Source organism: Olsenella sp. kh2p3, from assembly GCA_900119625.1.
Taxonomy (GTDB): Bacteria; Actinomycetota; Coriobacteriia; order Coriobacteriales; family Atopobiaceae; genus Tractidigestivibacter.
In genome coordinates this window covers 67,257-89,059 of sequence record FPKD01000004.1, presented here as the reverse complement: position 1 = coordinate 89,059, position 21,803 = coordinate 67,257, and the positions used below count along the sequence as shown (strand labels likewise).

The window sequence follows — 21,803 nt, the reverse complement described above, 5'->3', positions numbered from 1 at the left end:
GCGTACGGCAGGCCCTCGCGTGCGACTCAGTGCAAGGCCTACCCTTGGCCAAAATTTGTACAATTTGACATTCAGATGCCTGTAATTCCCGGTTGGCTTTTCTCGCGTGCTACTAAAATGCGGACATTTTCGAATGTGGGCAACAAGGAATCTCAGGGATAGCCGAACCAACGAGCAGTGACAGACGAGCAGTGACAATACTGCTATCCGTCTCTATCGGCTGAACTATAAAGAACTATAATTTCCCTAAGGACTATAAAGAACTATAAGTAGATTCGGCAACTATAGAGGATTCTAAGATGACGAGAAACCCCTACTCCCTGCTCTTTGGCAAGGCGCCATCGCAGCTCATAGACCGAGTTTCTCAGCGCAGGCTAGTCGTGGAGGACTTCACAGATCCCAGTCCTTCCCAACAGATTTACGTTGTCACAGGCGTCCGTGGTATAGGCAAGACCGTTTTTCTCACCGAGGTCGAGAGGGAAATTGAGCAGGTCGACGGATGGATTGTGGTTGAGCTTAACCCCAATCGCGACATGCTCACATCCCTGGCTGCAAAGCTTGCAAGCCAAGACGCTCTTGCAAGGGTATTTCAGAGGGCAAAGATTAATCTATCGTTCTTTGGATTTGGGCTCGAGGTAAGCGGCTCTGCCCCCATCACAGACATTGAGACTGCCCTCGCAAAGATGCTCCAAAGCCTTGCCAGGGACAACAAACGGGTACTCATAGCAATCGACGAGGTCTCTCGCACACAGGCAATGCAGGAATTTGCCAGTTCGTTCCAGATATTTGTCCGTCAGGACCTTCCCGTGTTCCTACTGGCAACCGGTCTATACGAGAACATCAGCGACCTGCAGAATGCGAACAACCTTACCTTTTTGTATCGTGCGCCAAAGATAGAGCTGGCGCCGCTCAACGCAGGCGCAATTGCAACCAACTATGAGCGGACCTTTGAAATCACCCGAGATGAAGCACGGAGGATGGCGGCCCTCACCATGGGATATTCGTTCGCGTTTCAGGTTCTTGGCTATCTCACCTGGAACGCAGACGGAAGCTGGCGTGACGTAGTCGATGACTATCGCCAGTACCTGGACGAATATTCTTACGAGAAGATATGGTCGGAGCTTTCGGAGCGAGATCGCGAGGTTTCTCGCGCCATTGCAAACTCGACCGATGGCAGAATTCAGGGCATTCGAGCATCGCTTGATATGGCGTCGAATCAGTTCAGCCCTTATCGCGACCGACTCATTCGAAAGGGCATTGTCGACGGCAGTACGCATGGATACCTCAGCTTCACGTTGCCGCTGTTCAACGAGTTCGTCCTTGACCAGCCGCGTTAAGCAGTAATGAAGAACGCCTTTAGACGCTGAGAAGGCGCCAACGAATATGTAGTACTGCTCCGATGTAATATATTGACCTGACTTTAGGTTCACATCTATCTCGGGAGGCACCGCATGTACACCATAGGCCAGGTGTCGCAGATGTTCGACCTGCCTGTATCGACGCTGCGCTACTACGACAAGATGGGACTCCTCCCTGGGCTGGCGCGCACGTCGGGTACCCGCCGCTTCGACGAGGAACAGCTGGAAGCGCTGCGCGTGATCGAGTGTCTCAAGCGCTCCGGGCTGGAGATTCGCAACATCAAGAAGTTCATGGACTGGTGCCAGGAGGGGCCCAGCACGTACGCCGACCGGCTGGAGCTCTTCCGCAAGCAGAGGCGCGAGGTGGACGAGAAGATCGCCGAGCTAGAGCGCACGCGCGCAATGCTCAGCTGGAAGTGCTGGTACTACGGCAAGGCGTGCGAGCAGGGCAACGAAGACTTTGCGGCCAACCTCCCTGAGGGGCTCCCCGAGGATGGTCGCCGCCTGTGGGACGCTGCGCACTAAGGGACTGTCAAGACTGCCTAGCGGCGAGACGCCCAGTGGCGACCGCAGTTCCGCGGATTCTCGCCGGTTAGGAAAATTCCGAACGTTTAAGCCGGGTTAACCGTTCGGGATGCGCGGAGCCGTCAGAAAGGCGCGTAGTTTCGCCATTTAGACCAGGTTAACCGTTCGAAATCCGCGTCTTACGATACGCCGAGAAGAACACCTGCTGCCATTGCCCCCTCGGCCCTGCCGCCACGCTACAACGTGCACGCTTCAAGGGGAAACGCTGGTGCCGCAGCGTTGCGGCGCCCGCGCGTGGTAACCTGCCATAGCGTTATTACCAGCGAGAAGCGCGCCCCAAAGCTGCGCACTCGAAGCCCCGCGCTTCCACACAGGAGGAACCATGGAACTCACCGGCCGTCAGATTCGCCAGCTCCGCAGCATGGCCAACCGACTCGAGGCGACCATCGGCGTTGGCAAGGCCGGCATCACGGACGCCGTCGTGCGCCAGACCGACTCGGCGCTCGAGGCAAACGAGCTCGTCAAGTGCTCGGTCCAGGGCACCTCGGGCATGGACACCCGCGAGGCTGCCATTGCACTCGCGCGCCCCACGCACGCCGAGGTCGTCCAGGTAATCGGCCACAAGTTCGTGCTCTACCGCACGTCTCAGCGCGAGGACATCGAGCACATCCAGCTGGTGTAGAGCCCGGCTCTGCGCTCTGGGTACGGCCCCAACGAAGGAATGCGACAAAGCGCGACGACCTTTCGTCGCATATGCGACAACTATTGCGTCGCATATGCGACGGTCTTCTCGTTGCTACATCCTGTACGCAGCAACAACCTCGCCGTAGTAGGCAATGTGCATGTCGTGGTTGGCGTCACAGTCGGTGCCGGGCACGTCCTGCGGATAGAAACGGTCAAGGATGCCTGCCGGCAGGGCGTTGCGGTCCTGGGGCTGACGGTACACCACGCGGCACTCAAGGGTGATGGCGGCCTCAGCGATTGCTGGCACAGAAACAACCTGGGACTTCACCGTGTGCAGCCCCAGCTCGGCAATCTTATCGATATCGCGGCCGGTGACGCTACCCGCGCGGCCCAAGATCTTGCGGTCGAACCCCTTCCCTGGAATGCCAATGGTGAACTCGCCCGTCTCGTCCAACAGCGTGCGGGTAAAGCGACCCTCGCGCACAAAGGTCACGAACACCGGACGCGCCCACTCCACGCCCAGCATTCCCCACGAGATGGTCATGGTGTTGGCCTTTCCGCTTGCCGCGCTGGTAAGCAGCACACCCTTGTTGACGGCCGGTAGAATCTCGCCCGCGTGCTCGAGCACGTCGATCTTCTCGCCCATGCAATCGCTCCACTTCTGAAGGTCCCACGCCAAGGCGCCTGGGACAGCCCGAACTGTCAGGGTTGTACCCAGGCGCCGGCGACGCGTGTCGGAAAACGGAGGGCACGTTATCGCAGCTATTCCGTACGAGATGGGGCTCCGGGCGTCAATCGGACGCCCGAAGGCGTGCTTTGGCAGCGAGTGCGTACAAAACCGCCCTTCCGGCGCCGTTTTCTCGCCGGAAGGGCGATTCTTGCAGCTAGCACGTACGAGAAGCGCCTATCAGCGTCACCGTACCTACTTGCTTACAACCGAGATGCGCTCGCGGATGTGATTCCCGGACTCGACCTCGTCGACCATCGCGATGGCGTAATCGGCGTACGAGATAACAGACTCGCCCTTCTCGTTGGGCGTAAGCTCCTCGCCCGCGAGGGTGTACTCGCCGGTGCGCTCACCCTCGGCCTGGAAGTCCGCCGCTGGCGAGACGTACGTCCAGCGCACGTCGTCGCAGGTACGCAGGAAGTCGAGGGAGCGCTGCGCCTCAGAGGCCACGCCCTTGAAGGCGTCGGGGAAGTCTGGCGTCTGCGCCAGAGTCATGGTGTGCTCGGGGTTCACAAAGAGGGAGCCCGCACCGCCAACAACCACCAGACGCACCTCAGTACCGGCGAGAACATCTGCCAGGTGCTCGACAGCATCGGGAACAAGGTGCAGGGTCTCCTTAGTCCAACCACCCACGGCGTCAACCACAACGTCAAAACCCTCGAGCTGCTCGCGAGTAAGCGTCAGCGCATCCCCCTGAAGGAAGTGCTGCGCCTGGGAATGGTTATCACTTCGAGCGATGGCGGTGACGTCAAAACCGCGGCGAACCGCCTCCGCCACGACGAGGCTACCCACGCGACCGTTTGCGGCGACGACGGCAATCTTCTTGGTGTTGTTCTGGCTCATGGTGATTCCTTTCTTCACTGGCGTTGGCGCAGTGCCATCGCCCTCCTGACACTTGCAACCTTACGGAGAGAGGTGCATATTGGGAAGTAAGCACAATAAAGTGCTGTAAGTACCTAAAGGTAACTATTGGAGGCTACCAGCCATGTCGCAAAACGAAGAACTTCTCAGCAAGCTACCGGCATGCCCGGTGGAGACCACGCTCACGCTCATTGGCAACAAATGGGAGGTCCTCATCCTGCGCGACCTCATGGAGGGGACCAAGCGCTTTGGAGAGCTGCGGCGCTCGGTGGGGCACATCTCGCAGAAGGTGCTCACCAGCCAGCTGCGCGCCATGGAAGAGGCGGGCCTCGTGCATCGCGAGGTGTTTGCCGAGGTGCCGCCGCGCGTGGAGTACTCGCTCACACCGCTGGGCAAGAGCCTCCAGCCCGTTCTTGACTCAATGCGAGACTGGGGCACCGAATACAAGCGCCACCTGTCGGACGGCACGCCGATGGTAGAGTAGTTCCACGCAGGCCCCCTGATAACCACGACGAGAGGTACGCGCTGCAATGACGTCGAGGCAGACCATACGCCACCGGCTCCTTGTCTCCAATGTGATCATGGTCGTGGTACCAGTCCTCGTGACCGCCCTTGTGGGCGTGGCGTGCCTCGCCGTGATGCTCAACACGGCCAGCGGCAAGGGTCTGGGGCTCGACAGCGAAAGCGACTTCTACTAGGCGGGCACCACGGCGGCCGAGCTGGTCGAGAAGACCGTGGACAACGCTGCGCCTGCGTCCGTCTCGTACGACGGCGTCGCCTCCATCCTCCAAGGGCAAGGTCTTGACCTCGCCGTTATTGAGGATGGGGGCGCTGTCTTCTCCACCAGCGGCGTCACGGATACGGATCTCTCGTTTGCCCTCGCTGCCAGCGCCACGGGCGAGAGCCCCGTCACAATGCGCTCCGGCGAGCGGACCATGTTCCTAAAGGCTGAGGCGGCCGAGGACGGCGCGATAAGCTACCAGGTTGCCGTCTTTGGCTCGCTCACCGAGGTTGCAGACGGCACCATCAAGCAGATGGCCGTGGCCAGCGCCTTCATCCTGGCGCTCACCGCTGCCCTCTCGGTCTACCTGGTGAATCGCTTCTGCCACCGCTACGTGTTCGACCGCATCGAGTGGTCGCTGGGGCACCTCGAGGAGGGGGTGCAGCAGCTCTCTGCCGGCAACCTCTCCTACCGCATACGCTACGATCGCGACGACGAGTTTCGCCCCATCGCGGACTCGTTCGACCGCATGACGGCCCAGCTACAGGCGTCAGAGGAGCGCCAGCAGCGCGACCAGCGCAACCGCCAGGAGCTCATCGCGTGCATCTCGCACGACCTGCGCTCCCCGCTCACCTCCATCCGCGGCTACGCCGAGGGGCTGCGCGACGGCATTGCTACCACGCCCCAGATGCGCGAGCGCTACGCCACGCGCATCGCCTCCAAGGCCGAGGAGATGGACGGCCTGGTGTCCGAGCTGTTCATGTTCTCCAAGCTCGACCTGGGCGACTTCCCGCACGAGGAACGACCCGTGCGCGTGGACACGTTCCTGCAAAACGTGCTGGACAACCTCGCGCCAGAGCTCGAGCGCACGGGTAACACGCTTGCCCAGGTGGAACTTACGCCTGCAACGGCGCTTGCCGACGAGAGACTCCTGCGCCAGGCGGTGACAAACGTGCTGCTCAACGCCACGAGGCATGCACCCGGCAGCGCGATTACGGTTCGCGCGAGCGTCGCGCCGGACGGCAGACACGTTGAGGTTGCCATCGCCGACAACGGGCCCGGCGTGCCCGCGGAGTCGCTGGAACGCATCTTCGAGGTCTTCTACCGTACCGATCCGTCGCGCACCGCAACATCTGGGGGCAGCGGACTTGGCCTTGCCATCGTACGGCGCGCCATGCACGCGATGGGCGGTGAGGCTACGGCAGAGAACGTCGAGCCGCACGGGCTGCGCGTGATCCTCACGCTGCGCGTCGCCGAACAGGCCGCCGCCGAGAACAGCACGGGGGAGGCATCCGCATGAGCAAGATCTTGATTGTCGAGGACGACGAGGACATCGCCGAGCTTGAACGCGACTACCTTGAGGCAAGCGGCTTTGACACAGCCCTTGCACATGATGGTCGCAAGGGCCTCTCGCTTGCGCTGGGAGGTGGCTTTGACCTGGTCATTCTTGACCTCATGCTGCCGGGCGAGGACAGGCTTTCCATTTGCCGGTCCATCCGCGAGCGCTCCGGCATCCCCGTCATCATGGTGACCGCGCGTGGCGAGGACATCGACGTAATCCGTGGCCTAGGCATTGGCGCCAACGACTATGTGACCAAGCCCTTCTCGCCAAGCGTGCTCGTGGCCCGCGTGAAGGCGTGCCTCGCTTCCGTCGAGCGTGCGAGCAGTGCCGCCACAGCGGCCGCCGAGACAAACGAACCCCAGGCAGACGACCTTGTTTTTGGTGACGTGCGCATCTGTCCCGCCTCGCACACCGTGAGCGTGGCGGACAGCGAGGTCACGCTCACCAACCGTAAGTACGAGCTGCTGCTGTTCTTGGCCCAGCGCCCCGACACTGTCTTTAGCCGGCAGGCCCTCTACGAGCGCGTGTGGGGCGAGGACGCCGTGGGCGACGGCGCCACGGTCACGGTCCACGTGAACAGGCTACGCGAGAAGCTCGAGCACGACCCGGCGCACCCGGCGCTCATCCAGACCGTGCGCGGCGCGGGCTACATCCTGCGCTCGGAAGCTGGCAGCTAGCGCTGACGGACGGCCCATAGCGCTGCGTCAGCTGCCTCCACCATGTTTAGCTAGCGTTTATCTTTGCGTACCAGAGCGTTTAGCGCGCCCCCTTAGCATGTCCCACCGTCAAGAAGCCAACACGGCGCCGCGGTGGCGCCCATGCTAGGGAGTGTGCCATGGAGTCCTTTGTCCTTTCCTTTGTCGCCCAGTACGGTTACCTGGCGCTTGCCGCGCTGATCTTTCTCGAGAACGTCTTTCCGCCCATCCCCAGCGAGGCCATCCTCCCCGCTGCGGGCTTTATGTCGAGCATCGGATCGCTCTGGCTTCCCGCGGCAGTCCTCGCGGCAACCATCGGGTCACTGTTGGGCGCCTACGTCCTCTATGGCGTTGGTCGCGTCCTTAGCCAGGAGCGCCTTGAACGTCTGATGGGCACCAAGCCCCTGCGCATGCTGGGCTTCGAGCCCAACGACGTCTCCAGCGCCATCGGCTGGTTCAAGAAGCACGGGCAGGTCAGCGTCCTGGTTTGCCGCTGCATCCCCGTTGTGCGCAGCCTCATCTCCATTCCCGCCGGCATCTCGGGCATGGGTGTGCTGCGCTTCTCGGCATACACGTTCCTTGGCTCGCTGGCCTGGAACACCGTCCTCTGCACGCTGGGCTATGTCGCTGGCTCTGCGTGGGAGAGTGCCTCGGCGGGTGCCACGCAGACCATCGACGTGATGACCCTCGTGGTGATTGCAATCATTGTTGTTGTAGCGGCAATCTGGGCTGCCAAGCGCGCGATTCCCGCCATCAAGAACGCGGTGCGCTCCGAGGGCGCCGAGTAGAGCGAGAAGGCCAGGTGGCTACGCGCTGGCCTTGTAACCATTGCATGAGCAGTCGCCCAGCTTGGCGTCGGCTAACGTGAATCCCGAAAAGAAGTTCGCGAGTCCGGCCGCCACCTGTGGGTCTATCGAGTAGTGGCACCAACGGCCCTCTCGCCGGCAGCGCACTATGCCGCAGCTGCAGAGCACCTTCATATGGTGGGAGAGCGTGGGCTGCGAGATGTTAAGGTCCGCGAGCAGGTCGCACGCACACGCCTCTCCGCACGAGCCCACCATGCGGACAATGGCAAGGCGATTCTCGTCTGCCGGGGCCTTGAACACCTCGGCATCAATCTCGCTCATCCGTATCCCCTTTGTGCACGTGTCCGGTTTTATCGATCCCCATTCTCACACGAAGGTCGACAAGGCGGAGCAAAATGTCCTCGGCGCATGCTGCGTAGTGCTCCTTTGGTCCGCCCGTGGGATCTTTCAGACCCCAGTCTTCACGGTGAGCACACGGAAGCATGGGGCAGGCGACTCCGCAGCCCATAGTTACCAGCCAGTCCACGCGCGTAGGCAGCTCGGAGAGGTACTTGGGGCGCAGCGTCACGATAATCTCTGGCGGAATCCCTCGGCGCGAGAGCTCCTCCAGGGCACCTGCATCGACATGGGAAGCTGGGTCAGTTCCCGCCGAGAGGAACGTGGCCTCGCCGGGCATCATTCGTTCCGCCAGAGCCTGGGCCATCTGGCTTCGGCAGGCGTTGTGCGTACAGACAAAGGCGACAACTGGGCGGGCTATAGCAACTGGCTCGGCAGTCGCGTCGGTCGTCGTTGCGCTTGGTTCTCTCGTCATATGCCTCCCCCCTTGCCGCAACCATACCCCTATCGCCGTTGCCACACATTCGTTCACGAATGTGTGGCGGGCGCAGGATGATACAGATTCGCACGCCGATTGTGTTGCGTGCTCCCGCGGCGCAGCACCCTACGCATAGCGCCGGGCAATGGAGAGCGCAAGCCCCACGTAGCTCTCGCCAAAGAGCACGCAGTGCAAGAGCACCGGCACCAGCTGGTGGATGCCCACGCGCTCACGCCAGCCATCTGCCAGCGGCGACACCTCGTTGTAGCCGGCAAGAAGATCGTCCAGGTACGCGCAGCCAAAGAGCTGGAGCATGGCGAGGTCGGTCTCGGCGTGGCCACCCGAAGCCATGGGGTCGATAAGCGCGGCGCCGGTAGCCGCGGCGCGGGAGCCATCGGCAGCCCACAGGAGGTTGCCGGCCCAGAGGTCGCCGTGAATGCGCGAGCAGAAGTGGCCCTGGCTGCGAACAAGCTCCGGCTCCGGGGAATCGAAGTCGCCAGCTGCCATGCGGTCTGCCACATGGGTGAGAAGGCGTACCTCCGAGTCATCCACCAGACCGTCATCGCGAATGGAACGCACATGGGGCATCACGCGCCACTCGGCGCACGCAGCACCCCATCCCTGGCTATCAGCCGGCTCGTCAGGCACCACTGGCGTGAGCGAGCGGCCAATCACGTAGCCAGTGCCACTCCAGCCAGGGGGCGGGCAGCCATACCACGACGCGCCGGCAGCGTGCGTGCGCGCGAGCGCGGCACCGGCGAGACGGGCCTTCTCGCGCGTTGGCGCCCCCTCGGCGATGCGCTCCTCGAGTAGAGAATGGGCGTCCGCCCGCACAACGCGTGAGCAGACAAGGCCGCCGTGTTTCTCGGCCTCTCCAAGCCAGCGCAGCCCGGAGGCCTCACCCGTAAGGTCAGCCCGTGGGTTGTCATCTCTCTTCTCGAAGGTCTCGGACATCATGCCACCCCAAGCACAGGCATCACTTCAAAGGAATCCATCGGCGAGTATAGCCGCTGACCAGGTAGATTGCATCACCAATAGCACCCATTGCGAGACACGCATCAGCACCACCAAGCCGATAATGCTTGCGGAGAATTGCTCCTTAAGGGAAATCCCACGCTTTTCGGCTGTCTGTGAAAAGTTTGTCCGCATCCCGATATCGCATCGAAATTGCTGGCGCCCGGCATGTTACGGTCATTGGCACATATCCATTGCAGGTACTCTTGGAAACGCACACCCTCCCGGTGATAACGAACAACACTGCATCAACCCGGGAGGTCTACATGCCGAAAAACCGCGTCCAAACAGCCATTTTCACCATCATGATGGTCCTCGTCATGGTGTATGGGATGATTTGCTACAACATCACGCTCGAGGTCGGCAGCCTATCCAACTTCGTCTTTCTCGAGGCCCTGCCCGAGCTTGCATTTATGGGACCGATCGCATTCCTTATCGATATGCTTGTTGTCTCCCCCATTGTGTCGCGTCGCGCGGTCAAGGTGGTTGGGCCTCACCCCCAGACCCCCTTTGCGATGGTCGCTGCCATCTCTGCGCTGAGCGTCCAGCTGATGTGCCCGCTCATGAGCCTTGCCGCAACGCTCATCATCAAGCGCCCCGCCAACGTCGACATCCTTGCAACGTGGATCCAGACTACCGTCCTCAACCTTCCCATGGCGTTCTTCTGGCAGTTCTTTGTTGCTGGTCCCGTTGTCCGCGGGGTCTTTGGTGCTCTGTTCGGCGAGAAGCGCGATATCGCAGACAACGCCGCAGAGCAGGTTGCGCGATAGGCTCGATCACGGGGTCCCAATGCAAACTCCTATAGCACCGCAATGGCGCCGCCGACCCAATGCCGACGGCGCCATTCTCACCGGCTACTGCTCGTTCTCGATCTGGGAAATCTTCGCGATACGACGCACGTGGCGCTCGTCACCGCTGAACGGCGTGTCGAGGAACGTGTCCACGATCTTCAGCGCAAGGCCGGGGCCGGTCACGCGAGCGCCCATCGTAAGGATGTTGGCATCGTTGTGCTGGCGCGTTGCCTCGGCAGAGAAGCAATCGCCGCACAGCGCGGCGCGGATACCCTTGAACTTGTTGGCAACAATCGAGACGCCGATGCCCGTGCCGCAGATGATGATGCCGCGCTCGCACTCGCCACTCTGGACCGCGCGGGCCACCTTGGAGGCGTAGTCCGGATAGTCGACGGAATCGGTGCTGTAGGTGCCAAAGTCCTTGTACTCCAGGCCACGCTTGTCCAGGTGCGCCTTGACCTCCTGGAGAAGCTCATAGCCGCCGTGATCACAACCCAAAGCAATCATTTCTTATCCTTCCCTCGTGGATGGCCCGGTCGGCGGAAGCGCCAACGCAGGCGACACCTCATGGTACGACCTCGCGCCCGAGCAATGCGCCCTCATGGCATGGCGTCACGACTCGAGCATCTGCGCCGCATCAACCAGCCACAGTTTTTCCTGTCCGCGAGCCTTAGCAACCGTCCCCTCTGACACCTTATACTTCGAGAACAGCACATACGTCCTTGCGGCCGCGCCTGCAAAGACATCGGAGCGCTGGGCGAGAAGCCGCAATGCCTCTGTCTCGTCGAATTCGTTTCTCCACTTACACTCGCCAACCAGCAGATTCGAACAGCTCGCATCTGCTGCCACAACGTCCACGTCCGCCCTCTCGCGCGCAACAGGGTCGGTTCCCCACCACTTGCCAAACGTTGTCGCAATGAACCCCAGATTGCCCGCAGCGTTCTGGCGCTCGACCCACTGCAGGCACACGTCCTCAAAACGATCCCCCACATATGTGTCAAGTGCTTGGCCCGCAACAACCTGAGCAGCAGTCGCCTCTCCAGAGCCAGTCTCCACTGCTCCGGTATAGGGGCTCACAAACCGATACCAAAATGCAAAAAATGGATCTCTCAGGCGATAGGCCCCTTTCCTAGACCGGCTGGGGTTCTCTCCAAATGGAACCCGGCGCTCGATTATCCCAAGTCCTTCAAGCGTCTGCAGATACTTGCCCACAGAGGGTTGTGCCACCCCAGACCTATCCGCTATCTCGCGAGGCTTTGTTGCGCCGGACGCAACAGCATCCAAGACCGAGGTGTAGAGGGTCGTCTCGTTAAGCTCCTGTCGAAGCAACATCTGGGGTTCCTCGAAAAGCAGGCCATAGGGATCAAAGAACAGCCTTGCTACGTTCTGCCCATAAGACTCCCCTGGACGTATCTGCGCAAGATAGTAGGGAGTGCCGCCAAATGTGACGTAATACTCAATTGCCTCCTGGGGGCTTGTATTTGGAAGCATGAGCCTTGCGTCGAAGCAATCGAATGGCTTTAGCTCAATCTGCGCCGTGCGCCGCCCGTAGAGCGGACTCTTTTGTCCAAGCACCTCGCTCTCCATGAAGCCCTGATTAGAGCCGCAAAGCACCAGCGTCATATTGGTTTGCAAGAGCTTATGGTCAATCGTTGACTGCAGAATTGAAGGCAGTCCGGGATTTGCCTTCGCCGCATAGGGGAACTCGTCAAACACAAGTAACAACGGGGCCTCATTCCCAACAGCACGGCTGCCAACAAAGGCAAGTGCATCTCCCCAAGAGGCAAAAGGCGCTATTGGCATCGAGAAGGACGATGCTATTGCGCTTGAGAACTCCGACAGATTGATAGCGTCAGACTTCTCTTGAGCGGTAAAGAAGAGACAGCGCTTATCCTTCGCAAACTCCGTAAGGAGCATGGTCTTCCCGAGTCGACGCCTTCCGTATACGACAACCATCTCGAACCGTCCCGTATTGAAATGCTGCTCGAGCGCGGACAGTTCTCTCTTTCTTCCGACAAACCGTTCCATGGACGCCTCCGCTGTTGGCGAGACTAGCCTGGTTGCCAGGTCCCACCGTACCGATGGAAAGAGTACGAGTTCTATCTAAGATACTACAGAGTAACTTACTAAAAAGTATCTTAGCTAATTGCATCCTCCCCGACCCATGAACCTAAGGAACAACTCCCAAAAATCCCCCATGCAAATGTGTGCAAAAGGCGTGCGTCAGGCGGGTGTTGCAATTCTACCTTGACCTAAAGTCAGGTTTAGATTCTAAGGTTCATATAACAGCGTGACCGTCAGCAGACAACCAGAGGAGCCACCACGATGCAAACCGAGAAGCTCGAGCTTACGCAGGATTGGGACAAGACGTTCCCGCAGGACACACGCGTTGACCACGAGAAGGTAACGTTCGTGAACCGCTACGGCATCACCCTCGCAGCAGACCTCTACAAGCCCAAGGGCGCGCAGGGCAAGCTTCCCGCCATCGCGGTAAGTGGCCCCTTTGGCGCCGTGAAAGAGCAGGCCAGCGGCCTGTATGCCCAGGAGATGGCAACCCGCGGGTTTCTCGCCATTGCCTTTGACCCGTCATTCACCGGCGAGAGTGGCGGCCAGCCCCGCCGCGTGGCCTCCCCCGACATCAACACCGAGGACTTCTGCGCTGCGATGGACTATCTAAGCTGCCGCGACGACGTAGATCCGGAGCGCATTGGCATCATTGGAATCTGCGGCTTTGGCGGTATGGCAATCAACGCAGCCGCGCTCGACCCGCGCATCAAGGCGACGGCGGCCATGACCATGTACGACATGTCGCGCGTGACCCGCGAGGGCTACTTTGGCTCCAGCGACAACAAGGAGGCCCGCGACGAGCAGCGCCGCACCTGGGCCGCCCAGCGCACGGCCGACTACAAGGCCGGCGAGTACACGCGCGCCGGCGGGGTGGTGGACCCGCTGCCCGATGATGCGCCGCAGTTCGTGCGCGACTACCACGACTACTACAAGACGTCGCGCGGCTTCCACGACCGCTCGGGCAACTCCACCGATGGCTGGAACGCCACAGGCACCATGTCGTTCATGAACCAGCCGCTCCTGGCAATGGCAGGCGAGATAGACAGCCCCGTCCTTCTCGTTCATGGCGAGAAGGCCCACTCGCGCTACTTTAGCGAGGGCGCGTTTGCGCAGCTCAGGGGTGACAACAAGGAGCTCATGATCATTCCGGGCGCCAACCATGTGGACCTCTACGACAACCGCAACGCCATTCCCTTCGACAAGCTCGAGGCGTTCTTCGACAACAACCTTCGATAAGAAGTGCCTGTCGAGAGGACCATACATGTACGAGGACGAGGGAGAACTCACACCCGAGCAAATCGAAGGGCTTCTCGCCGCCATGGACACCGGCAAGGAGGTGGTCGCAGGCTCGAAAATCCATCGGATTATGGTGACCGCCTCAGAGCGAGCCATGCGCATCACGTCTCGCATGAACGCCCAGTTCAACAGTATGTCGGACACGCTCGCCCAGCTGGAGACCCTGTTTGGAAGGCCGCTTCCCAAAGGAGTTGGGCTCTTCCCACCCTTCACCACGGACTGTGGCCTCAACACGCACCTTGGCGAGGGAGTCTTCATCAACTCGGGCTGCCGCTTCCAGGACCAGGGCGGCATCTACATTGGCGAACGGGCGCTCATTGGCCACAACTGCGTCATTGCCACGCTCAACCACAACATGGACCCTTCGCGGCGCGGCAACGTCACTCCCTCCCCGGTGCACATTGGCGCAGATGCCTGGCTTGGAGCAAATGTGACGGTCCTGCCCGGGGTGAACATCGGAGACGGCGCCGTGGTGGGCGCAGGAGCCGTTGTCACGAAGGACGTTCCAGCACGAACGCTCGTCGCAGGCGTCCCCGCACGAGAAATCAGGCGGCTCTAGACCGCACGTAGAGAGAAGGAAATTGCACTATGAGACAAATCGACCGCAGGTCATTCCTTGCGCTGGCAGGCGCCAGTCTGACCGCATTTGCCCTGGCGGGTTGCTCGAGCCAGAGCCCCTCTACGGGTTCATCGAATGCTAGCTCTCAACAGACTTCAACAGAAACCGACGCCTCCATCACCCCTGCCGGGAAATCCATTGTGGTGTACTTCTCGGCCACCGGAAATACCAAGAGCATTGCCGAGAAGATCGCGGCGACCACAGGCTCCGACATCTACGAAATCACGCCAGCGGAGCCCTACACAACCGCAGACCTCAACTACAACGACCAGAACAGCCGAACAACGCAAGAGATGAATGACCCCTCTGCCAGGCCCGCGTTGGGCGGCGACGGCATCGACCTCTCTCCCTACACCACCGTGTACCTGGGTTACCCCATCTGGTGGGGAGACGCGCCCCGCATCATGAGCACCTTCGTGGAGAGCATCGACCTGAGCAGCGCAACGGTTGTCCCCTTTGTCACCTCGTCGAGCAGCCCCATCGGAAGCAGCGCAAAGAACCTGCAGAGCCTGGCAAACGGAGGCACCTGGAAGGACGGCGGTCGCATCGACGTTTCCGCCAGCGACGACGACATCAAGGATTTTGTCGAGAAGAACAGGTAGCCCATGAAGTCCAAGCTCCTTTCAAGGCGTGCGGTAGACATTGCCCTCTTTGTTGCGATGCTGGTGCTCATGTCACACCAGGTTGTGCAGGACGCGTATCACGAGTGGGTTGGGATAGCCGCCCTGGTGCTTCTCGTCACGCACCTCGTCCAGAACCGCACGTGGTTTGCGGCTCTCCCCAAAGGCAAGCTCACGGGACGCAGGGCAGCAACCCTGATCCTGGATGCGGCGCTTGTCGCGAGCTTCCTTGTCACCATGATGACCGGCATGGCAATGAGCAGCTATGCGGTGCCGTTTTTAAGTGGTATCGTGCCCGTAATGGTCGCTCAGCGGTTGCACCTTGCAAGCTCCTACTGGACCATGGCGCTGGCGGGACTGCACATCGGAATGCACTGGAGCGCCATAGCAGCACGGTTCACCAAGGGGCGCAAGCCAGTGGCCGGAGGCGCATTGCTCCTCTTGGGCATCGCCGTGTCCGCTTTTGGCCTGGCGGTGTTCCTGCGCGATGGCGTCCCCGGATACATGGTGATGCTGGTCCCCCTCCCATCCTTTGAATACTCAAAGGGACCTGCGTTGGTCCTGGCGGAGAACGCCTCGATGATTTGCTTCTTTGCCTTTGCGTCCGATACTGTACTCATGATCACTCGGACCAGGAAAGAGCGCTCGTGACCAAACTCTACATAGATGCCGACGCCTGCCCCGTCATTCGCGAAGCCCTGGCAGCAGCCAGGGCGCAGGGCGTTCCCTGCATCATCGCCGGCAACTCCACCCAGAACCTCGAGCGCCACCTCCGCGCGTCAGACCCGCGCGAACCAAAAGACCCTGCGCACCCAGACCGCAGCTTCTGGGCAAGCACCATCCAGGTGGGCGTGGGCGCCGACTCCGCAGACTTTGCGATTGCCTCTGCCATCACTTCCGCCGACGTGGTGGTGACGCAGGACATTGGCCTCGCGGACATCGTCCTTGGCCGCGGGGCCTGCGCCATCGGTGTACGCGGTCACGTGTACAACCCGCTCACCATTGACTCGATGATGTTCATACGCCATGAGGAGAAGAAGGTGCGCCGCGCAGGAGGCAGAACCAAGGGTCCGGCAGCCTTCACGGATGAGGACAGGGAGCGCTTCTCGCACAACCTTGCCCGGCTTCTGCAAGAAGCGCGCCAGGTAGAGTAGCTACGCCAGTGCTCGTTCGATTTTGAACGGAGCTAGAACAGTCTCGAGATGCGGCGCTCAACATCGCTCTTACCATAGACGATGCCGAGTACGTAAACGGTATTGTTACCTACGTTGTATAACGCCAGGAAGTTGTCCGATTTCGCCCGTCTGAGCTCGCGTCCGTTATCCAGCGTTGTCAAGGCTCTGTTCCTCAAGGGTAGGCGCTCAAGTCCCTTAAGCACGTCCAACATCCGCTGCACCGTCTTCTCCGCGGCAATTGGTGACCCAAGCTTAGTGACTATATGCGTCTGAATTGCTCGAAGGTCTTCAAGTACGCTTGGGGATATCTCGACGGAGTATTCGGACATAGCAGCTTCCCCTATCGGCTGTCAGAGAGCTGACGAGCTGCCACCGATAGGGGCACGCCCCTTCCTTCTTCAACCTCTGCCAAGCCGGAGAGAATCTTCTCGCGAAGCTCGGCATCCGTCATCGCGTCTGCATCGACTGATTTCGGGACCTCCGGTAGCGCAACCTTGAAAGGAATGCCTCCTGTAAGCGCAACCTGCCGCAAGAAGATGTCCACCGCAGTTGATGTCGAGAGCCCAAGCTTTCCGAGCACCGACTCCGCTGATCGCTTGACCTCGGGATCAACACGAAGATTAAGTGTTGCTGTCTTCTGCATAGTAATCACCTCAACGCAATAATAACGTAAATGTAATTACTTATACGTTGCATTGTATTCCAATCATCAGGCAAACCAGGTGAACAGCATTTGGAATCCTCGCTAGAAGGCGCCGCCTCCTCCGCCTCCGCCGGAGAACCCGTCGCCCGAGCCGGAGCCCGAGGAAGCCACGGTGAACGCGGCATTCAGGCTGAACCCCATCGATGTCGCGGGCGCAGGAGTCCCGTAACCCGTACCGCACCAGACGTATGTCGGCGAGAAGTCAGGGTCATCCACAACGTCCGGCGCAGCCACCCCAAGCTTCTCTATCACCTGCTCGGAGACGCCCAGCACAACTGCCATCACGAGAAGGCGATTCCACAGGACAACGTCTTGTGGAACGGCCTCGTCGAGGTCGGTGAAATCGAGAAGCCACCTCTTCAGGGCCTTCATCTTCGCCTTGATCTCGATTGCGTTGTTGGAGAGCTTGGGCATGCGCTTGCCGACCCTCGAGATGAGAAACACGTCGACCAGCAGGGTGCCAACTTTGAAAAATAGTTCGCGGGCAAGCGGAGCAGGGCGAGCGGCTCATGCGAACGCCTGGCGGCTGTCCAGCAAGAAGCACCGTCGGCACGCCACCTACAGATAGAACCATGTGTGGGTACTATAGGCGAGTCGCAAGTTGTATCACTTACTGATACATTAATGAGGCAGCAAGAGACCGTTGCACGACCGACCAAAGCACCCGAGGGGAACAGGACATGGACACAAAGTTCTCGACGGCCATCCACATGCTAATCCTGGTGTCCGAGGCGAAGACCCCCATGAACTCGGAGCAGATTGCTCATAGCGTGGGGACAAACGCCAGCTACATCCGCAAGGTGGCCACCCGTCTCAGCCGGGCGGGAATCATCGAGGGACGGCGCGGCGTGAGTGGGTTTTCCCTGCTCAAGGCACCAAAGGACATCTCTCTTCTCGAGGTGTACCGCGCGGTCGAGCAGAGCGAGGACGTCCACGTGTTCGACGTCCACCAGAACCCCAGCGACGAGTGCATCGTGGGGCGCAATATCCGCCCCGTGCTCAACGGGATGTTCCGGCAGGCGGAGCAGGTGGTCGAGCGCGAGCTGGCGGGCGCGACGCTTGCAGGCTGCATAACGCAGATGCGTAAACAGATCGAGAGCAACGAGAAGACCGAGTAGGTCACCCGCAACAGGAGGAAAAAACAAATGAGGGCTGCAATTCTGGACAAGTACGACAAGAACGGCACGACCCTGGCAGTGAGGGATGTCCCCACCCCCAAGCCGGCAGCGCACGAGGTGCTCGTGCGTATTCACACCGCTGCCGTAAACCCGCTGGACAATATGATAATCCGTGGAGACGTTCGTCTCATCGTCCCCTACCGCACGCCGCTCGTGATGGGAAACGAGTTCTCGGGCACCGTAGTACAGGTGGGTACCGCCGCCATCAAGTTCAAGCCCGGCGACCGCGTGTACGGACGCATGCCGCTCGCGAAGATTGGGGCATTCGCGGAGTATGCCGCAATAGATGAGGGAGCGCTTGCGCTCGTCCCCAGCTACCTCTCCATGGAAGAGGCCGCCTGCGTGCCACTGACCGCGCTCACCGCCCTGCAGGCGCTGGACATCATGGAGGCGCAGCCTGGTCAGACGCTGTTCATCTCCGGGGGGGACGGGCAGCCTTGGCGCCATGGCGATCCCCATTGCCGCGCGCATGGGCCTCACCGTCGCGACCAACGGCAGCACCCGGAACGAGGAGCGCGTCCGCAACCTGGGAGCCAACGTGTTTCTCGACTATAAGACCCAGCGCTACGTCGATGAGCTGCACGACGTGGACTGCGTGCTTGACACCCTGGGCGAGCGCGAGCTGCCGGACGAGTTCAGCGTGCTCAAGCCGGGCGGGCACCTGGTGTCGCTACGCGGCATGCCCAACGGGCGCTTTGCCAAGCGAGAAGGGCTGCCTGCGCTCAAGCGGGCGCTGTTTGGCCTTGCGGGCCACAGGCTCGACAAGATGGCCGCGCGCAAGGGCCAGACGTACGACTTCATCTTCGTGCACGAGGACGGCGCGCAGCTCGAGCGCGTCGCGGAGCTCTTCCCCGCCGAGCGGCCGCTTGCCGTATCGATCGACGGCACGTACGGCCTCGACCAGGTGAACGACGCCCTCGAGCGCGTGAGGTCCGGCCACTCGTGGGGCAAGACGCTGCTGCGCATTGGGGTCTAGCTCGACGTCACACGCTCAGCTCCGACGTCGAGAACAGGACTGCCTTTCCCGCGATCTGTACGCGGTTTCCCATGGCACTCGCGTACAGATCGCCTCCCCGTTCAGAGGACTGATGGCACACGAGCCTCGACTTTCCCAGCCTCGCGCACCAGTACGGGGCGATCATGCAGTGCGTGCTCCCGGTGACGGGATCCTCGTCCACGGCGAGCTTGGGGCCAAACACCCTGGACACGCAGTCGTAGCCCTCCCCCGGCTTCCCCTCGGCGGTCACCGCCACCAGGAGGCCATCCAACCCCTTCACGAGCTGCAAGTTTGGACGCAACTCGCGAACGTCCCCCTCCGACGGAAGCACCAGCAGGAGGTCGCGGTCAAGATACGCCTCGACGGGCCTTACCCCTATCGCCGCCGCCATGGAATCGGTGACGGCGACAGGCCTGCATTCGTAAGCGGGAAAGTCCATCACGAAGAGGTCTCCCCTCCGCCTAACGGAAACCTTCCCCACCTGCGTGTCAAAGGAAATCTCCGCAGCGTCCCGACAGTAGAAGCTGAGGAGGACAAAGGCAGTGCCAAGGGTCGCGTGTCCGCAGAAGTCAATCTCCCCACCGGGGGTGAACCAGCGCAAGTGCCAGCCTTGCGGCTCTCGTACGACAAATGCCGTCTCGGAGAAGCGGTTCTCCTTCGCTATGCTTTGCATCATCTGACTGGAGGGCCATTCGTCGACAACGCAGACGGCAGCCTGGTTTCCATGGAAGAGCCGGTCGGTGAACGCGTCTACGATGTACTGCCTCATTGCGACCTCCTGTGAGACGAGAACTCAGCCCCCTAAAGGGCAGCCCCTCATACCGACGGAAACGCCAAGGGAAAAATTCCGGCCAACCAACGCATTAATGGTACCAGGGTTAGGAACAAATGAAGGCGAGGGCATTGCCCCCCCCGCCCGCCATCCCCTCGTCTATGTCTTCGGTACGGGCACGCCAAAGTTGCAGAGGTCGTCAGTGTCGGTCATCTCCGCCCAGCGGACTGACAGAAGCTGCGCGTATAGCTCGGGCCACATGCCGTACGGGCCAAGAGAGTAGCCGTCGTTCACTTCTACAAGCAATGTCCGTCCGTCCGAGGCAACCCCAAAATCGGCAGCGTACCCGGCAGGCGCGGTGGAATACGCGGCGATCGTCTGCTCGACGACCTCCCTGCTCGGCGCTTTTGACCAATCGCCGCGATAGTACCGCACGTCGAGGATTTCCCCATACTTTACGAAGCACCGATACTCAGATAGAAAATTGACCACTTCGCTGCAGATGACGGCCCAAATCGTCAGAGCAAGTGCAACGCCTCGCCGTGGTATACCTCCCAGGGGCACCTCCAGCCGTAGCGCTTGCGTGGCCTGCGGTTGAGGTCATCGTACGCCTTCCGGACCTCCTCGTCGCTGACGGCCGACAGGTCCGTGCCCTTCGGGAAGTACTCCCTGAGGAGCCCGTTGGTGTTCTCGTTGGTCCCCCTCTGCCACGGGTGGTGCGGGAGGCAGAAGTACACCGGCGCCCCCAGGGCGTCCTGCAGCTCGGACGCCGCCGCGAACTCCGAGCCCCTGTCCAGCGTCACGGTCCTGACGACCTCCCCGGACAGCGCCCGCTCCACCACCGCGTTCACGTCCGCGCTCGAGCCGGACGCCGCCTTGCCGCCGACGAGGTAGCCGCTCGCCCGGTCGACCTGCGTGACCAGGCGCGGCCCGCCGGCCTTGCCGACGACGGTGTCCCCCTCCCAGTCGCCGATGCGCGTGCGCCCCTCCGCCTCCGGCGGGCGCTCCGAGATCTCGTGGGTGGCCCTGATCTTGCCCCTGCGCTCCTCGGAGCCCCTCGCGTGCCTGCGCTTGCCGCGGTGCCTGAGCCTCCTGCGCATGGACTGCCAGCCTGGCAGCTCGCAGTCCAGCGCCCCGGAGCCGACGGCGCGGCGGATGGTGCTGGCGCTCACCGCCTCGGACGGCGCCTCGGCGCGCATCCTGCCCGCCACCTGCTCCGGGGACCAGTGCCTGTCGCGGATGAGGGAGGCGACCAGGGAGCGCCTGGCCGGGTCGCCGAGGGCCCTGGGGCGCCTGCAGGCGAGCCTCCTCGCGTCCGCCCGCGCCTGCGCGGTCGAGGCCCTGTAGACGCACCCGGGCGACGTCGACGCGGCCCACCCGTTCCTCGCGATCTCCCTCGAGACGGTGGACTTGTCCCGCCCGACCTCCCGCGCGATGCGGCTCACACCCTCGTGGTCCCTCCAGCGGACCATGATGTCCTCGCGCTCCTCGATGCCAGGATGGCTGTAGCGGCCCATGCCGGTCCCCTCCAATGGACGTCGTCGCAAGCGCCATTGTAGGCCCCGTGGGCCGCTACCTCGTGTTTTGCCGTTGCGCTAGCAGTGAAGATTCGCCTCTAAATCCTCGCATCGAGCGTGCAGTTTCTGAGAGCATGAGGAAGGCTGCCTATCAACGTGATAGGCAGCCTTCCTCCTTGCGGTGTGGGTTTGGGCTAGCTCAGCGGCTCCAGCTCGCGGTAGAGCGGGTCTCCGTCAGCCACGAGGACATCCCGCCACCATTGCGGACTCTCGACGCTCGGCTCGCAAAGCGTGTCGAGGAGCTTGCTGAGAAGCTCTGGCGGCATGCTCTCTAAGCCTTCGCGCATCGCGTCGAGCATGTAACTCTCGGGCGAGTACAGGCAAAGGTCTGCGCGTAAGTAAGCCATGTCCTCGGCCTGAGTGAGTTCGATCGTCTTTGCTTCGTTGATGCATGCTTACCATGCTGTGATTATGGCGGTTCAAGTTGGCGAGACTTTCGCTGGGCAGTCCTTAAGGGGCGT

The 21,803-nt window shown here is 61.3% G+C and carries 30 protein-coding genes and 1 pseudogene; 17 read left to right on the top strand and 14 right to left on the bottom strand.

Features of this window, described 5'->3' with window-relative positions; genetic code table 11:
- Positions 1-299: 299 nt before the first annotated feature.
- The 3 genes from BT122_RS06315 (at position 300) to BT122_RS06305 (ending at position 2,565) form a co-directional block, all read left to right on the top strand.
- Entirely contained in the window at positions 300-1,337 is a 1,038-nt protein-coding gene (locus tag BT122_RS06315) for a DUF8462 domain-containing protein (protein ID WP_072355129.1), read from the top strand.
- Between the two features lie 114 nt (positions 1,338-1,451).
- The gene (locus BT122_RS06310) at positions 1,452-1,883 is read left to right on the top strand and encodes a MerR family transcriptional regulator (protein WP_072355128.1); all 432 of its coding nucleotides are present in this window, start codon (positions 1,452-1,454) and stop codon (positions 1,881-1,883) included.
- A gap of 382 nt (positions 1,884-2,265) precedes the next feature.
- Positions 2,266-2,565: a YhbY family RNA-binding protein gene (locus BT122_RS06305; protein WP_032111229.1), complete on the top strand. Its 300-nt coding sequence runs from the start codon at positions 2,266-2,268 to the stop codon at positions 2,563-2,565.
- A 114-nt stretch (positions 2,566-2,679) separates the two neighbouring features.
- On the opposite strand, the gene BT122_RS06300 is transcribed toward BT122_RS06305, so the two are convergent.
- Positions 2,680-3,213 carry a flavin reductase family protein gene (locus BT122_RS06300; protein ID WP_072355127.1) on the bottom strand — a complete coding sequence of 178 codons (534 nt, stop codon included), beginning with the start codon at positions 3,211-3,213 and terminating at the stop codon, positions 2,680-2,682.
- Positions 3,214-3,489: 276 nt separating this feature from the next.
- Positions 3,490-4,137: an NAD(P)-dependent oxidoreductase gene (locus BT122_RS06295; RefSeq protein WP_072355126.1), complete on the bottom strand. Its 648-nt coding sequence runs from the start codon at positions 4,135-4,137 to the stop codon at positions 3,490-3,492.
- A gap of 142 nt (positions 4,138-4,279) precedes the next feature.
- Here BT122_RS06295 and BT122_RS06290 point away from each other — a divergent pair, with 142 nt between their 5' ends.
- The 5 genes from BT122_RS06290 to BT122_RS06275 all read left to right on the top strand — a co-directional run bounded on the left by BT122_RS06290 (position 4,280) and on the right by BT122_RS06275 (position 7,701).
- Positions 4,280-4,639 (top strand): winged helix-turn-helix transcriptional regulator, encoded by a 360-nt coding sequence (locus BT122_RS06290; protein ID WP_072355125.1) that lies wholly within the window; start codon positions 4,280-4,282, stop codon positions 4,637-4,639.
- A gap of 46 nt (positions 4,640-4,685) precedes the next feature.
- Positions 4,686-4,853, top strand: a complete 168-nt coding sequence (locus tag BT122_RS10970) for a hypothetical protein (RefSeq protein WP_177242203.1) — start codon at positions 4,686-4,688, stop codon at positions 4,851-4,853.
- Positions 4,854-4,889: 36 nt separating this feature from the next.
- Complete coding sequence (locus BT122_RS06285) at positions 4,890-6,176, top strand: sensor histidine kinase (protein WP_072355124.1); 1,287 nt, start codon at positions 4,890-4,892, stop codon at positions 6,174-6,176.
- The gene (locus BT122_RS06280; protein ID WP_072355123.1) at positions 6,173-6,895 is read left to right on the top strand and encodes a winged helix-turn-helix domain-containing protein; all 723 of its coding nucleotides are present in this window, start codon (positions 6,173-6,175) and stop codon (positions 6,893-6,895) included. The genes BT122_RS06285 and BT122_RS06280 overlap by 4 nt, the downstream gene beginning before the upstream one ends.
- A gap of 158 nt (positions 6,896-7,053) precedes the next feature.
- On the top strand, positions 7,054-7,701 hold the full coding sequence (locus BT122_RS06275; protein WP_072355122.1) for a DedA family protein: 648 nt from the start codon (positions 7,054-7,056) through the stop codon (positions 7,699-7,701).
- A gap of 18 nt (positions 7,702-7,719) precedes the next feature.
- Here the strand turns inward: BT122_RS06275 and BT122_RS06270 are convergent, their stop codons facing one another.
- The 3 genes from BT122_RS06270 to BT122_RS06260 all read right to left on the bottom strand — a co-directional run bounded on the left by BT122_RS06270 (position 7,720) and on the right by BT122_RS06260 (position 9,490).
- A complete protein-coding gene (locus BT122_RS06270; RefSeq protein WP_072355121.1) occupies positions 7,720-8,040 on the bottom strand; it encodes an ArsR/SmtB family transcription factor in 321 nt (106 codons plus the stop codon).
- Positions 8,027-8,530 carry an arsenate-mycothiol transferase ArsC gene (locus tag BT122_RS06265; protein WP_072355120.1) on the bottom strand — a complete coding sequence of 168 codons (504 nt, stop codon included), beginning with the start codon at positions 8,528-8,530 and terminating at the stop codon, positions 8,027-8,029. The genes BT122_RS06270 and BT122_RS06265 overlap by 14 nt, the downstream gene beginning before the upstream one ends.
- A 129-nt stretch (positions 8,531-8,659) precedes the next feature.
- Positions 8,660-9,490, bottom strand: coding sequence for a fructosamine kinase family protein (locus BT122_RS06260; RefSeq protein WP_083432354.1), 831 nt, complete (start codon positions 9,488-9,490; stop codon positions 8,660-8,662).
- A gap of 323 nt (positions 9,491-9,813) precedes the next feature.
- Here BT122_RS06260 and BT122_RS06255 point away from each other — a divergent pair, with 323 nt between their 5' ends.
- Positions 9,814-10,317 carry a DUF2798 domain-containing protein gene (locus tag BT122_RS06255; protein ID WP_072355118.1) on the top strand — a complete coding sequence of 168 codons (504 nt, stop codon included), beginning with the start codon at positions 9,814-9,816 and terminating at the stop codon, positions 10,315-10,317.
- Between the two features lie 84 nt (positions 10,318-10,401).
- On the opposite strand, the gene rpiB is transcribed toward BT122_RS06255, so the two are convergent.
- Both rpiB and BT122_RS06245 read right to left on the bottom strand, forming a co-directional pair.
- On the bottom strand, positions 10,402-10,845 hold the full coding sequence (gene rpiB / locus BT122_RS06250) for a ribose 5-phosphate isomerase B (protein ID WP_072355117.1): 444 nt from the start codon (positions 10,843-10,845) through the stop codon (positions 10,402-10,404).
- 105 nt (positions 10,846-10,950) lie between these two features.
- Positions 10,951-12,366 (bottom strand): ATP-binding protein, encoded by a 1,416-nt coding sequence (locus BT122_RS06245; protein WP_072355116.1) that lies wholly within the window; start codon positions 12,364-12,366, stop codon positions 10,951-10,953.
- A 297-nt stretch (positions 12,367-12,663) separates the two neighbouring features.
- Here BT122_RS06245 and BT122_RS06240 point away from each other — a divergent pair, with 297 nt between their 5' ends.
- The 5 genes and pseudogenes from BT122_RS06240 to BT122_RS06220 all read left to right on the top strand — a co-directional run bounded on the left by BT122_RS06240 (position 12,664) and on the right by BT122_RS06220 (position 16,094).
- A complete protein-coding gene (locus BT122_RS06240) occupies positions 12,664-13,641 on the top strand; it encodes an alpha/beta hydrolase (RefSeq protein ID WP_072355115.1) in 978 nt (325 codons plus the stop codon).
- Between the two features lie 460 nt (positions 13,642-14,101).
- A pseudogene (locus tag BT122_RS11325) lies at positions 14,102-14,248 on the top strand (DapH/DapD/GlmU-related protein); the annotation flags it as partial.
- 41 nt (positions 14,249-14,289) lie between these two features.
- Positions 14,290-14,922, top strand: a complete 633-nt coding sequence (locus tag BT122_RS06230; RefSeq protein WP_072355113.1) for a flavodoxin — start codon at positions 14,290-14,292, stop codon at positions 14,920-14,922.
- Between the two features lie 3 nt (positions 14,923-14,925).
- The gene (locus BT122_RS06225) at positions 14,926-15,591 is read left to right on the top strand and encodes a DUF4405 domain-containing protein (RefSeq protein WP_072355112.1); all 666 of its coding nucleotides are present in this window, start codon (positions 14,926-14,928) and stop codon (positions 15,589-15,591) included.
- The gene (locus BT122_RS06220) at positions 15,588-16,094 is read left to right on the top strand and encodes a YaiI/YqxD family protein (RefSeq protein WP_072355111.1); all 507 of its coding nucleotides are present in this window, start codon (positions 15,588-15,590) and stop codon (positions 16,092-16,094) included. Before BT122_RS06225 ends, BT122_RS06220 begins: the two co-directional genes overlap by 4 nt.
- Positions 16,095-16,126: 32 nt before the next feature.
- Here the strand turns inward: BT122_RS06220 and BT122_RS06215 are convergent, their stop codons facing one another.
- The 3 genes from BT122_RS06215 to BT122_RS06205 form a co-directional block, all read right to left on the bottom strand.
- Positions 16,127-16,444, bottom strand: coding sequence for a type II toxin-antitoxin system RelE/ParE family toxin (locus BT122_RS06215; RefSeq protein ID WP_072355110.1), 318 nt, complete (start codon positions 16,442-16,444; stop codon positions 16,127-16,129).
- Between the two features lie 11 nt (positions 16,445-16,455).
- The gene (locus BT122_RS06210) at positions 16,456-16,758 is read right to left on the bottom strand and encodes a type II toxin-antitoxin system RelB/DinJ family antitoxin (RefSeq protein ID WP_072355109.1); all 303 of its coding nucleotides are present in this window, start codon (positions 16,756-16,758) and stop codon (positions 16,456-16,458) included.
- Positions 16,759-16,860: 102 nt separating this feature from the next.
- The gene (locus BT122_RS06205; RefSeq protein ID WP_072355108.1) at positions 16,861-17,262 is read right to left on the bottom strand and encodes a DUF2207 family protein; all 402 of its coding nucleotides are present in this window, start codon (positions 17,260-17,262) and stop codon (positions 16,861-16,863) included.
- A 236-nt stretch (positions 17,263-17,498) separates the two neighbouring features.
- On the opposite strand from BT122_RS06205, the gene BT122_RS06200 reads away from it, so the two are divergent.
- Genes BT122_RS06200 through BT122_RS11150 form a run of 3 tightly spaced genes read left to right on the top strand, consistent with a single transcriptional unit; the run spans position 17,499 to position 18,972 of the window.
- The gene (locus tag BT122_RS06200) at positions 17,499-17,936 is read left to right on the top strand and encodes an Rrf2 family transcriptional regulator (RefSeq protein ID WP_072355107.1); all 438 of its coding nucleotides are present in this window, start codon (positions 17,499-17,501) and stop codon (positions 17,934-17,936) included.
- A gap of 27 nt (positions 17,937-17,963) precedes the next feature.
- Positions 17,964-18,551, top strand: coding sequence for an NADP-dependent oxidoreductase (locus BT122_RS11155; RefSeq protein WP_286130326.1), 588 nt, complete (start codon positions 17,964-17,966; stop codon positions 18,549-18,551).
- Entirely contained in the window at positions 18,442-18,972 is a 531-nt protein-coding gene (locus BT122_RS11150; protein WP_353612547.1) for a zinc-binding dehydrogenase, read from the top strand. The genes BT122_RS11155 and BT122_RS11150 overlap by 110 nt, the downstream gene beginning before the upstream one ends.
- A 7-nt stretch (positions 18,973-18,979) precedes the next feature.
- On the opposite strand, the gene BT122_RS06190 is transcribed toward BT122_RS11150, so the two are convergent.
- The 4 genes from BT122_RS06190 to BT122_RS11145 form a co-directional block, all read right to left on the bottom strand.
- The gene (locus BT122_RS06190; protein WP_072355106.1) at positions 18,980-19,762 is read right to left on the bottom strand and encodes a PhzF family phenazine biosynthesis protein; all 783 of its coding nucleotides are present in this window, start codon (positions 19,760-19,762) and stop codon (positions 18,980-18,982) included.
- Positions 19,763-19,924: 162 nt separating this feature from the next.
- Positions 19,925-20,329 (bottom strand): ATP-grasp domain-containing protein, encoded by a 405-nt coding sequence (locus BT122_RS06185; RefSeq protein ID WP_072355105.1) that lies wholly within the window; start codon positions 20,327-20,329, stop codon positions 19,925-19,927.
- Positions 20,284-21,282, bottom strand: coding sequence for an IS30 family transposase (locus BT122_RS06180; RefSeq protein WP_072355104.1), 999 nt, complete (start codon positions 21,280-21,282; stop codon positions 20,284-20,286). The genes BT122_RS06185 and BT122_RS06180 overlap by 46 nt, the downstream gene beginning before the upstream one ends.
- A gap of 194 nt (positions 21,283-21,476) precedes the next feature.
- Positions 21,477-21,608: a hypothetical protein gene (locus tag BT122_RS11145; protein WP_286130325.1), complete on the bottom strand. Its 132-nt coding sequence runs from the start codon at positions 21,606-21,608 to the stop codon at positions 21,477-21,479.
- Between the last annotated feature and the right edge of the window lie 195 nt (positions 21,609-21,803).